This is a genomic window from Paenibacillus sp. G34 (assembly GCF_056856875.1).
Map to the genome: position 1 here is coordinate 5061472 of NZ_CM166469.1, position 11563 is coordinate 5073034.

10 protein-coding genes are annotated in these 11563 nt (G+C 48.0%); all 10 read right to left on the reverse strand.

Annotated elements, in window-relative coordinates; genetic code table 11:
* Positions 1 to 26: 26 nt before the first annotated feature.
* The 10 genes from AC1VYS_RS22945 to AC1VYS_RS22990 all read right to left on the reverse strand — a co-directional run bounded on the left by AC1VYS_RS22945 (position 27) and on the right by AC1VYS_RS22990 (position 11562).
* Positions 27 to 827, reverse strand: coding sequence for a methyltransferase domain-containing protein (locus tag AC1VYS_RS22945; RefSeq protein WP_482911617.1), 801 nt, complete (start codon positions 825 to 827; stop codon positions 27 to 29).
* Positions 828 to 889: 62 nt separating this feature from the next.
* Positions 890 to 1756, reverse strand: a complete 867-nt coding sequence (locus AC1VYS_RS22950) for a histidine racemase CntK family protein (protein WP_482911618.1) — start codon at positions 1754 to 1756, stop codon at positions 890 to 892.
* Positions 1757 to 2310: 554 nt separating this feature from the next.
* Entirely contained in the window at positions 2311 to 3594 is a 1284-nt protein-coding gene (locus tag AC1VYS_RS22955) for an amidohydrolase (RefSeq protein ID WP_482911619.1), read from the reverse strand.
* Between the two features lie 71 nt (positions 3595 to 3665).
* Positions 3666 to 4538, reverse strand: a complete 873-nt coding sequence (locus AC1VYS_RS22960) for a LysR family transcriptional regulator (RefSeq protein ID WP_123064643.1) — start codon at positions 4536 to 4538, stop codon at positions 3666 to 3668.
* 45 nt (positions 4539 to 4583) lie between these two features.
* On the reverse strand, positions 4584 to 5132 hold the full coding sequence (gene ssuE / locus AC1VYS_RS22965; protein WP_482911620.1) for an NADPH-dependent FMN reductase: 549 nt from the start codon (positions 5130 to 5132) through the stop codon (positions 4584 to 4586).
* A 25-nt stretch (positions 5133 to 5157) separates the two neighbouring features.
* Entirely contained in the window at positions 5158 to 6099 is a 942-nt protein-coding gene (locus tag AC1VYS_RS22970) for an ABC transporter permease (protein WP_482915097.1), read from the reverse strand.
* A gap of 68 nt (positions 6100 to 6167) precedes the next feature.
* Positions 6168 to 7100 carry an ABC transporter permease gene (locus tag AC1VYS_RS22975; protein WP_482911621.1) on the reverse strand — a complete coding sequence of 311 codons (933 nt, stop codon included), beginning with the start codon at positions 7098 to 7100 and terminating at the stop codon, positions 6168 to 6170.
* A gap of 75 nt (positions 7101 to 7175) precedes the next feature.
* Positions 7176 to 8825 (reverse strand): ABC transporter substrate-binding protein, encoded by a 1650-nt coding sequence (locus tag AC1VYS_RS22980; RefSeq protein ID WP_482911622.1) that lies wholly within the window; start codon positions 8823 to 8825, stop codon positions 7176 to 7178.
* A 287-nt stretch (positions 8826 to 9112) separates the two neighbouring features.
* Positions 9113 to 10456, reverse strand: coding sequence for an LLM class flavin-dependent oxidoreductase (locus AC1VYS_RS22985; RefSeq protein WP_482911623.1), 1344 nt, complete (start codon positions 10454 to 10456; stop codon positions 9113 to 9115).
* A gap of 656 nt (positions 10457 to 11112) precedes the next feature.
* Positions 11113 to 11562, reverse strand: a complete 450-nt coding sequence (locus AC1VYS_RS22990; protein WP_482911624.1) for a hypothetical protein — start codon at positions 11560 to 11562, stop codon at positions 11113 to 11115.
* Position 11563 lies beyond the last annotated feature (1 nt).

The following is an 11563-nucleotide window of genomic DNA, read 5'->3' on the forward strand; positions in this document are numbered from 1 at the left end:
ATTCAAGGCGATCTTATTTACAGCCTTTACTTGAATGCCTTCTGGTACAACGCGATATCGAACACATCATGCGGGCGCAAAATGTTGTCTGCGAGCCGCCATTTACTACCGTCCGTCTCTTTCATGGGATAATTAAACAGTGATTTCAACTCATTGCCGTACCGCATAGCTACAACGACTTGTTCATTGGTCAATGCATATAATTGATCGAGCAAGTCATACTTGTTAGCCACCGTGGAGCTGAAAATAAGATGTGTCGCCTGCCTGGTATACGCCAGATCCTCCAGCAGTTGCTGTTCCAAACGAATGTTCAAGCCTGCCCCAAGCGTCTCCACAACTTTTCTCCCCAGCGCGATTGCCTCTGTGTCGATATCTATGCCGACCACCTCGGCTCCGGTACGTTTAGCGATTAGTAAAGGGGTCATCGGAAATGAACCGGAACCCACCAGCAGCACTTTAGAGTCAGGCGTCACCTGAAAGCTGCCAAACTCTTTGTCGATGCACTCTTCGATATTTTTAAAATAATCCGCAATCTGCACTTCTCCATCCTGCAGCTTCAATGCCCGATATTTCTCCATAATCGCGACGCACTGAGCAGACTTTTGTCTTAACGCTTGAACTAACGGGTCAAGCTCCTCCAGTTCTGCTTGCCTCAACATCCCCCAAGCGATTTTGTGATCAGGGTCGGTCACAAACCGTGAATACTCGTTAATGACCGCTTCCAGTTCCGCACTGTGCTCAAGCGTCTGATCATATCCGGCCGCAAGCTTGCCAAATTGTTCGGCAAATGCACGAAGTCTGGTCTCCAAGTGGATCAACGTGATCATTACCTCTCCTCCTGCACTTTGTAATGGTGAAACCATCATACATCTCAGTCTCAGGTACCTGCTCAGACCTCTACAACGCTCCTGCTCTGCTCCTGTAAGGTATCAATAAAAGCCGTGCCATAGGCAACAATGCCAACAGTTCCCTCAATCGTAATGGCCTTCACCCCTTGGCTCCCCCACTGAGCGGTCACCTTAATTGCACCTCCAGGTTGCTTGACCAACTGGGTGACTTCGCTCTGTCTAAGCCAGGCCTGATAAGCGCCTACAGAGGCCGTACCTGATCCGCACCCTCTCTCCCAGATCAGACTATCCAGCTGCGGGACATAAATAAGGGGCGCCATCTCTTGCGTAGCAGGGTGAACTAACAACACACCGATCATTTTGTCTCCCATCGTGAGTCCAAGTAACCGTGCAAGGTGTTCTGCCTTTCCCTTCATCAGGTCATCAACGTGTTGCACTTCAATCACGATATGAATGAATTCGACATACCGGACAATGACCATCTCCAGCTCCATACCTTCAAACGTAATCTTCCGCCGCTCGATCTGATCGGGAACAGGCATCGTAACCCGGCAATCATACCGATGCTCTCGTCGCTTCACCTGACAGCTGATCAAGCGCTCTGTGCCTGAAACATCCAGCTTGATATTCATGGACGCTTGCTTCTTCAGGCCCGCTTCTGCTGCAATATGGGCTGCCAGCGCCATGCAAGCATTGCCACAAAACTCTCCTCCCGCCATCTCTAGGCGTGCAACGGCTTCTGGTCTTCGTGTCTGCTTGATGAACCCGACTTGTTCAGCGTGAACATGATCATAAGACATCAGGCTGGAAGCGATATCACTATATTGTTCGGATGCGTGATCCGTTCTCACCAGAAGGGTCATGTTCTGTGTCGGATTACATTTAATAAAACCAATCTCTTGTTTCATCGCGGCGGCGGCTCCTGTTCTTTGGATTCGAATTGAAGTTCTCCGTTGCTTGCTCTACATAAGTTAAACTAAGAAAGTTTACACGGAGCACTCCGATGACAGAATAACCTTCCCATCGCTGTTATCTCCAGATTTTTTTTGATTCCCTTTTCCAAAGGGAAAAATCCGATGATAAGCGTATGCTTCCGATGTAGCTTTCTTGCAGAAAGCTTTTAGGCGACCGCTACGCTTTCTCAGGTTTTTTCTGTCCTCTCCGTTTCTGTGTAAATAAATAGGTCAACTTATGCATTTAATAGTAATTATTACGATTAAAGGACGAGAAAAATATAGCACACTCATTGGGGGGCGTCAACAAATATTTCCAAATTCAAAACTATTCTCTGAAACGTTTTGATGTTATGAGATTAACGAAAACAGAGGAAAGGCTGACGCTTCGGCGCCAGCCCTGAAAAATATTGCGGGGAATTACAATTGAATGAGATTTATGCCCAACATACGCTCAATAGTCCACAAGGAATGTCTTTTTGCCTGAATTACGTATTTGAACAGACACTTCAAACTTGCAGACGTTTCAATGCTTGTTCAGCCAGCCCTGCTAGCAAATGTGCACCAATTGGCAAAGCCTGCTCATCTACATCAAAGCCCGGATGATGCCACTCGTGCGGTCCCGATGTCCCGAGAAAGAGGAACAGACCCGGCACTTCTTTTTGATAAAAGGAAAAATCCTCTCCTGCCGGCGAAGGCAGCGGTCTGACAAGGTTCAGCCCAAGTTCACTCACGACTTGTTCCGCATCCAATGCCAGCGATGCATCATTGAACACAGCAGGTGGCCCCTGAATCCAGCGTACCGTCGCCGTTGTGCCGTAGGCTGCAGCCACACCAGCTACGACCTGATTGAAACGTTCACGGATACGGGCGCGCACCTTCTCGTCGAAAGTGCGTACTGTGCCGTCAAGTATCGCTTCCTCCGGAATAACATTCCAGGCTGTACCGCTGTTTATTTTCGTAACGCTGAGTACAGCACTCTCCTGAGCACCTACATTCCGGCTGACAATGGCTTGCAATGCGGTAACGATATGTGCGGCAACCACAATCGGATCGATGCCTGCCTCAGGTACAGCCGCATGGGTGCCCACTCCCTGCACTTTAACGACAAATCCATCCGCTGCTGCCATCAACGCTCCCTCGCGAATACCCACTGTGCCTACTCGCAGATCCGGTTTATTGTGCAAACCAAATATAGCCTGAACATCGGCGAGTGCTCCGCTCTGGATGACTTGGCGTGCACCTGTTGCTTTTTCCTCTGAAGGTTGAAAAATCAATCGCACCTTTCCGGGTAAACTGGATTCACGCTGTTTCAGTAACCGTGCGGCTCCAATCAAAATAGCTGTGTGCGCATCGTGCCCGCATGCATGCATATGGCCCGCGATCTGTGAAGCAAACTCCAGCTTCGTTTCCTCCTGAATAGGCAAGGCATCAATATCCGCTCGCAGCGCTACGACGGGGCCACTTCCCTGTCCTATCTCAGCGACAAGCCCCGTTCGCAGTTTATACTCATCGGCAAGGCGAACGCCTTCCTCTTCCAGCCAGCTACGAATAGCTGCTGTTGTTTCCCTTTCCTCACCAGAAAGCTCCGGATTACGATGAAGATGCCTCCGAATTGCGGTCAGATGTGCCGCGAACTCCTGCTCTTGCTCAGCATCCTGTACCTGTGGCGACACATATGGGTGATCTAAAGTCCACGCTGCTTCCCGCTCTTGCTCGTTCTGCTCCACTTGTTGTTGCTCTTCCTCCGGCTGCACAAGCTGTCCTCTCGTCTGCTCTAGATCACTTTTCATCCTGGGCCCTCCTTTCAAACTTCATTTGTCCAATGATAACGATATACTCTGATTCGCCTTGTCATTTCCATCTATAATTGCCGCAGCAGTTCCCCAAAAGGCTCTGCAAATGGCGAATATTCTTCTTTTAAAGTCACCACGCTGATCTGCAGCGACACACCTGCCACCTCATGGACTTGAATCGGGAACAGTTCTTGACGCTGTACCTCTTTCTTCACCGTTAACCCCGGCAGAAAAGCGATGCCCGCACCTTGCATGACGAGTTTTTTCGCTGTTTCCGAATTATCGACATGATATGTAATATCCGGCGGGTACTCCAGGGAGTCGAAGGCCCGGTGAATGCGAAGCCAGTCCAGTGAGCCACATTCAAAAAAGACCAGCTGTTCATTCCGGATCGCCTCCATGCTGACATGTCCGCTTTCAATGAAAGGATGCCCTCTGTACACGTATAGCTGTATCGGATCTTCGTAAAAAGCAACGGTACGAATCGCAGGGTGCATGACCTTGCGTACAAACGCCAGATCAATCTCCTGACCGAGCAGTTTGGCAATCAATTGATCCGTTGTTGCTGTTGTCAGTTTAATGTTGACTTCGGGATACGACTCCTTGATTCTGGGCAGAAAATCGGGGATGACGTAATTGGACACTGACACAGTACTTCCGAGGCGCAGTGCCTCAGGTGTCGTTCTCCGCTGCTGAATTTTCTGTTTTCCCTTCTGGATCACTTGCAGCACCTGCTGCGCATACGGTAAAAATTTGCGCCCTTCATCCGTCAGCACGATCTGCTTGCCTAGTCGGTCAAACAGCTTGCATCCCAGCTCCCTTTCCAATGATTGAATACGTGCCGTAACCGAAGGCTGGGACAAGAAGAGTACTTCAGCCGCCTTATTGAAGCTTCCGTAGTGATTAATATATACAAACGCTTCAATGTTCTCTATATTCATGGGCGCCTCCGTATCTACTTATTTTTCCTATATAAAAACTTGGTTTTAGGATATCGTAATCCCATCCTTTTCCAGTGTCAATCGTAATTCTTCCAGAGACCGATCTAAACGTGCGGTAATATCTGCTGCAAGTGTAAATGTTCCATCCTCATTGCGTTCAATCCCCTGATCCACTGCGTATACACCGCCAAGGATATGTCGTCCGCCGAGCGCGGTAAGCACAGGCTTCAAAGCATAATCAATGGCGAGCAAATGTGCAATTGAACCGCCAATGACGAGTGGCAGAGCCACCTTATCCCGGAGTCCTTCTTGTGGAATCAGGTCGAGAAACAGCTTAAGCACGCCCGAATAGGCTGCCTTATATACCGGAGTAGCCACAATAACGGCATCCGCTCCATCGACAATGGCAAGTGCATCCTGAATGGCCGGACTATCGAACTTGGCCTGCACCAGATCTTCAGCCGGCAAATCGGTCACCTGAATCACTTCAACGGAAATACCAGCTTTGCTTAACGTATGGTTGCTATAATCCGTAAGTCCTGTCAATCGTGAACGCTTGGACGGGGTTCCGGCGATAATGACAACATGTGACATATTATTTTCCTCCTTGAAATAGCGGTTAAGCCGCTCCTTTTACTTTGGGATCAAGCCTGTCGCGAATATCGTCCCCTATCAGATTCACAGCCAGAACAAACAATGTAATGGCCAGACCCGGGAATGTGCAAATCCACCAGGCTACCGTCAAATAACCTCTCCCTTGGGACAGCAATGCACCCCAATCCGGAATTTCTTTCAGTACTCCGAGCCCGAGGAAACTGAGTCCAGAACCAGTCAGGATGGATGTTCCTACACCTAGCGTTGCCATAACGAGCAGCGGAGACAAAGAGTGTGGCAGGACATGTTTCCAGAAAATGCGGGCATTGGAACCGCCCAGTGAACGTGTGGCTGTAATGAAGGGGAGATTTTTGACGGACATCACCTGACCGCGCATCACCCTTGCATAACCTGGTATCGAAGCTACTGCAACAGCCAGTGCAATATTCAGCAGTCCTGGCCCAAGCGCCGCAGCAACAGATAGGGCGAGTAATACACCTGGTACGGCCATAAGAATATCCACCGCCCGCATCGTTACCGTATCAACTATTCCTCCCGCATATCCCGCAAGGATGCCAAGAGCACTGCCGACGAGACCGCCCACAAGCACGGAAGCAAAACCGATCAGCAAGGAATCCATGCTGCCATGCACAACCACACTGAAGATGTCCCGGCCGAAATAGTCTGTACCGAATAGGTGTGCAGCAGAAGGAGCCTGTAGAATGGCATCCGTCATCATCTGTGTTGGATCATAAGGCGCGATCCAGCCAGGCACGATGGCACAGGCCACAGTGAAGATGACGATGAGCAGCGCCGTGTACAAAAATAACCGCGATACTACGGATGAAACACGGCGCTGCCAAGGCAGGCGATTCCATCTCCACAGGCGTGCTTTCCCTACACTTCCTGCGCTTCCTGCACTTGCTGTCCATGCCTTTTTGTGCCCCGTCAAAGGTTTCATGCTCATAAAATTAACGCCTCCTTCTCCTGCCGCTTCACGTTTTGCAACCTCCTGATGCGGTGTTCCTTGCTGTATCATGTACGGACAGCACGCCGAACCCGAGGATCAATGTACGAATACGAGATGTCTACAAGCAAATTCAATACGACATAGATGATCGATGTAAAAAATACAACGCCCTGCACCACCGGCAGATCCTTAGCCATTAGCGCATCAGCAATAATACGACCAATTCCTTGTCTGGAGAATACCGTCTCTACCACCACGGTTCCTGCCAGCAAATCCCCAATTAACATACCGATGACCGTAACGGCGGGGATCAATGCATTACGCAGTGCATGACCATACATGATGGCCCGTTCAGACAATCCTTTGGCCCGTAAAGCAACGATAAACGGTTCATTGATCACTTCAAGCATGCTGTTACGCACCATCCGCACAATAAATCCTGCACCGACAAGTCCTAGTGTGGCTGCCGGAAGCACCAAGGTACTGAATCCATCCGAACCCATCGCTGGGAACCAGCCGAGTTGCACGGAAAACAAGAGAATGAGCAGAATACCGGTCCAGAAGGTGGGCATCGAGATGCCGAACAAACCAACGAGACGAGCCACAACATCAATCACACCATTCCGGTGAATGGCCGACAGAACACCAAGTGTAATTCCGATGGTGATGGCAATCAGCGAGCTGAGTGCCGTTAATGCCAGTGTTGCCGGGAAATGCTCCACAATTTTGGGCAATACCGGATCGGAGTTGACCATGGATTGACCAAAATCCCCGCGCAGCATATCGCCAAAATAGTTCGCAAACTGGATATAAAAGGGTTGATCCAGCCCAAGCTGTGCCCGGAGATTGGCAATCATCTCCGGGGTAGCCGAGGACGGGTCCAGCATGAGCAGCACCGGATCACCCGGCAGAAGATACATGATGCAGTACACCAGCACCGAAGCTCCAAATATAACGAGAAGCGACGTTGCTAGCCGTGACAAGATCAGTTGAATCATACCGGATGGCTCCTTTCTGAAACCGGAACAGGCTTTACGCCGTGTTGGAATGATGAATGGATAAAACAACTTGTATTATGGCTGAATACGTACATCATTAAAGAGTGGATAACCGAGTGAATCGAACTTGATGCCTTCAACGTTTTTGGATGCAGCCACAGTATACGGAAATACGTATATTGGCAAAATAACCGCCTGTTCAATGAGATATTTCTGAATCTGACTGTAGATGTCTACCCTTTTTGCCGAATCCGTCTCTACCGCTCCCTGCTCCAGAAGTTGGTCGATCTTGGGATCAGACAAACCGGATAATGTCGGACGCTCCCCTTCCGCACTGGTATGATAGAAGGCGTACAAGGCATTTGGATCGGAGTTGACCTGGCTGTTGCCGTACAGATCATAATCCCAGTTCTGATAGATCACAGTAGCAATGTCTTTGGTAATCACCACTTCTACCGCAATGCCCAGCGGTTTCAGCTGTTGCTGGATGATGGCAGCAATGTCATTGCGCTTCTCCCGGTTCGGGGAGCCATCCACATATTTCAGAGTCAACTTCTTCCCGTCTTTCACACGAATCCCGTCAGTTCCCTTAACCCAGCCCTGCTCATCCAGTAGTTGGTTAGCTCGGTTGATGTCCGGGGTGATACTCCCTTCAAGTGCCTTGTCATAGCCAAGAATGCCTGGAGACAATGCAGACCATGCGCGCTCGTAGTTACCCAGATACAAGGTTTTCACAATGGACTCGATGTCAACAGCGGATTGTACCGCTTGCCTTACTTTTACATCATCCCAAGGTGCCTTGCGCAGATTGAAAAAGAGGGTGTATGGCAGTCCAACCGTGTTGGCTTGCAACAATTGCTGGTTCGGATCACTTTTCAGCGCAGCGATATTTTGCGGCGGTACGGTCTCTGCGGCAAGCACCTGCTTACTCTGTACACTTCCGATGCGTGTTGCTTCTTCCGGTACAATTTTAAATGTGATCGTATCGATATGAGGAGCCCCTTTGTTTTCGACCGTTTCCGGGCCCCAGTTGTAATCCTTGTTTTTGGCCACTACGATATCCGCGTTTCCATCCCATTTCACAAAGGTATACGGACCTGTGCCTACCGGATTTTTGCCTAGTTGATCCCCATATTTCTTTGCAGCCGTTGGAGACACGATTCCTAGTAATGCCTGACTCAGGTTACCGAGAAACGCCTGCGAAGGTGCATTCAGATTAACTTTGATCGTATACTCATCAATGACCTCGGAGGAGCTATAAGGTCTAATCAGGGCAAGTGAATTGGCAGCTTTGGTGGCAGGATCAATGACCCGATCCAGATTGTACTTCACCGCTTCGGCGTTAAACGGGGTTCCATCATGGAATTTCACGTCTTCACGTAGCTTGAACGTATAACTTTTGCCATCCTTCGATACACTCCATTCCTTGGCAAGCCAAGGTTTGATGGAACCATCGGGCAATTGAACCACCAGATTGTCGTAGATCGTGCGAATCGCTCGTACGGCTACGGCAAGACCGCTACGATGCGGATCGAGTGTATCCGGTGAAGTCGCCAGTGCAAAGGTGAGGTTACCCCCCTCCGCTTTACCAGCCTGAGCCCCGCCGGCGGAAGCCTGTGCCGCACCGCTGGTTTTGCCTCCCGATGTTGCTCCGCATCCGGACAAAACCATCACCAACGCTACTGCCAATGCCACCACTTTTGTCCATGAGATAGACCTATTCATATCGCTTCCCCCTCTGTGTATACAGGTGTCATTAATGTGCTACGCCAAGCGAACTTATTTATAATTTATATTTCCTATGAGAAAAGTTGGTTTTAAGGCAAGAAGACTTTATTGAGTTTATTAATTCTATGATCCAGATGCATTTGTGCTTCATTTTAACGATGGACTGTACTTGTATTCGATCCGAATGTATTAAATTTTGAGTACAGGTTAGAGTCACCGCGTTTGAGTTAACATGAATTACAACAATTAAATGATGTTCGATTTAAATGACATTTGACATTCGATTAGATGACGTTCGACTCTTCCTGCGTTTTAGCTACTGTATAACGGTTTGCGGGCACCTGAACACCCAGATTGCCACGCAGCGTATCATGCTCATACTCCGTACGATAGAGGCCGCGTTCTTGTAGAATCGGCACCACCAACTCCACAAAGTCGGACAATCCGCTAGGCAACTCCGAAGCAATGATGAATCCGTCTGCCGCTTCTGCCTCGAACCATTCCTGAACCTTGTCTGCGACCTGCTCCGGCGTGCCCAGGAATTGACTTCGTGGTGTTGCAGCCCGCAAAGCAACTTCGCGCAGCGTTAACCCCTGTTCTCTGGCATCTTTTTTAATCTTGTCTGTTCCGCTGCGGAAGCTGTTGCTGCCTATGCCATCCAGTTCAGGGAACGGTTCATCCAGCGGATATTGGGAGAAATCATGATGCTCAAAGAAACGTCCCAAGTAGTCCAATGCTTTATCAATGGTTACCAGGCTTGCGATCTCCTGATATTTCTGTTCCGCTTCCTCGGCCGTCCGTCCCACAATCGGGTTAATGCCTGGCAAAATAACAATATCTTGTGCTGAACGCCCGTAGGAAGCTGCCCGTGTTTTGACGTCTTTATAAAACGCCTGTGCATCTTCAATGTTATCATGTCCAGTGAATACGGCATCGGCTTCCTGTGCCGCCAGTGTTTTGCCATCCTCTGAAGAACCTGCTTGGAAAATAACCGGCTGTCCCTGCCGTGAACGAGCGATGTTCAATGGCCCCTGTACAGAGAAGAACTCCCCTTCATGGTTCAGAGTGTGTAGTTTCGAAGGATCGAAGAACACTCCGCTGTCCTTGTCTCTTACAAATGCATCGTCTTCCCACGAATCCCACAATCCTTTGGTCACTTGTAAATATTCCTTAGCAATACGGTAACGCTCCGGATGTGTTGGATGATGACTTTTGCTGTAATTTTTCGCTGTACCTTCCAAGGGGGATGTGACCACGTTCCAGCCTGCACGTCCGTCACTGATCAGATCAAGCGAACCGAACTGTCTGGCTACTGTAAATGGATCACTATAGGATGTGGAGAGTGTGCCTACAAGTCCAATGTGTGAAGTTACTGCAGCAAGAGCGGAAAGAATGCTGATCGGCTCAAAGCGATTCAGGAAGTGAGGAATGGATTTTTCCGTAATATACAGGCCATCTGCAATGAATACCAGATCAAACTTGCCTTCCTCTGCCTTCAGCGCCTGACGTTTGTAAAATCCAAAGTTTACGCTCGCATCGGATAGAACCTCCGGGTGTCTCCAGGTCGTATTGCTTCCACCAACACCATGAATGATGGCTCCAAATTTCAAACTCCGTTTTGCTGTCATGTACACTCCGCCTTCCCTGAAATAAGGTGATTTGATAGAACCAAAATGTAGTGTATATAGATCAATAAGCAAGCATCGTAAACCCTCAAAATTGATTATTCCTATGAGTTTGGTTTGTTTTAATTTCACACAGCTTATCACTGCCCCGCCGAACCGGTCAACCGTGCTTCTAATAGATTTTTTCTATAACGTTATCAGAAGTTTAAATAAGGGGTTCACCCATATTGTCCATGTAAAATAACGCTAATGTGTCCTGCTGGTGTAGCATTGGCAGAGTATAACTTATTCCGTCAGACAGCAGCAATCTCATCCTGCCGTACCAGAAGTTTGACCAACTTTTCTAGATCAGGCACCAGTAAAGCTTCCCATTTGCCATCCCGCCTACACCACTTTTTTGGATGATGACATCGACATACCTCCTGAGTTTCATGATTGTAATCCAAGAGATTAGACAACCTGGACATACCAGATCACTTTAGACCTCCAATTCCCATCTGTTAAATAAGAATTATGGCTATAAATGTACTCCCGACCCTTTGCATCGTCAATGGTTTTGCTAATAGAACAATCCTATAACAGAATAGAAAAAATAAAATTAAATTTTGAGTTATACATTCAGTATCATTTTTGATTCAAAAAAAAGGAGGAGTTTAGACTCACTCCAATGCTTTTAATTTCTCCTCAATCGTCTTTGCTTCTTCTAGATTTAATGCAGGAGCACTTATAACTAACCCTTCATTCTGATATTTTTCATTCGTTAATTTCGTGTATAGTTCAGGTTCCGTAATAATAATTGCAAATTGATTAGCCTGTTCATCTAAATAAATATCTCCTAAAACTGTTCTCTTCGGGCCTTCATAAGATATTAGTAAAGATTTATGCATGAAGATTACCTTTTCGAAAGCCATATCATTGATAGACAAAGATCCCTCAAAAGCATTTTCGTTTTTGTTAAAGATTCCATTTAAACTTAAATTCACCTCACTAGCGATCCCGGAGTCTTCGCTAAACATATAAGATGGTGATTTAATATCTATTTTTTCGTGAGTATTGCACCCCGAAAGAATGAATAAGATTAGAAAAGGAATAAAAAGTGCTCTTTTCATT

Coding starts and splice junctions, on each gene's coding strand:
- AC1VYS_RS22955 (WP_482911619.1), bottom strand. CDS start 3,594: ATGAAAAGTGATCTAGAGCAGACGAGAGGACAGCTTGTGCAGCCGGAG.
- AC1VYS_RS22970 (WP_482915097.1), bottom strand. CDS start 6,099: ATGAGCATGAAACCTTTGACGGGGCACAAAAAGGCATGGACAGCAAGT.
- AC1VYS_RS22985 (WP_482911623.1), bottom strand. CDS start 10,456: ATGACAGCAAAACGGAGTTTGAAATTTGGAGCCATCATTCATGGTGTT.
- AC1VYS_RS22950 (WP_482911618.1), bottom strand. CDS start 1,756: ATGAAACAAGAGATTGGTTTTATTAAATGTAATCCGACACAGAACATG.
- AC1VYS_RS22980 (WP_482911622.1), bottom strand. CDS start 8,825: ATGAATAGGTCTATCTCATGGACAAAAGTGGTGGCATTGGCAGTAGCG.
- ssuE (WP_482911620.1), bottom strand. CDS start 5,132: ATGTCACATGTTGTCATTATCGCCGGAACCCCGTCCAAGCGTTCACGA.
- AC1VYS_RS22960 (WP_123064643.1), bottom strand. CDS start 4,538: ATGAATATAGAGAACATTGAAGCGTTTGTATATATTAATCACTACGGA.
- AC1VYS_RS22945 (WP_482911617.1), bottom strand. CDS start 827: ATGATCACGTTGATCCACTTGGAGACCAGACTTCGTGCATTTGCCGAA.
- AC1VYS_RS22975 (WP_482911621.1), bottom strand. CDS start 7,100: ATGATTCAACTGATCTTGTCACGGCTAGCAACGTCGCTTCTCGTTATA.
- AC1VYS_RS22990 (WP_482911624.1), bottom strand. CDS start 11,562: ATGAAAAGAGCACTTTTTATTCCTTTTCTAATCTTATTCATTCTTTCG.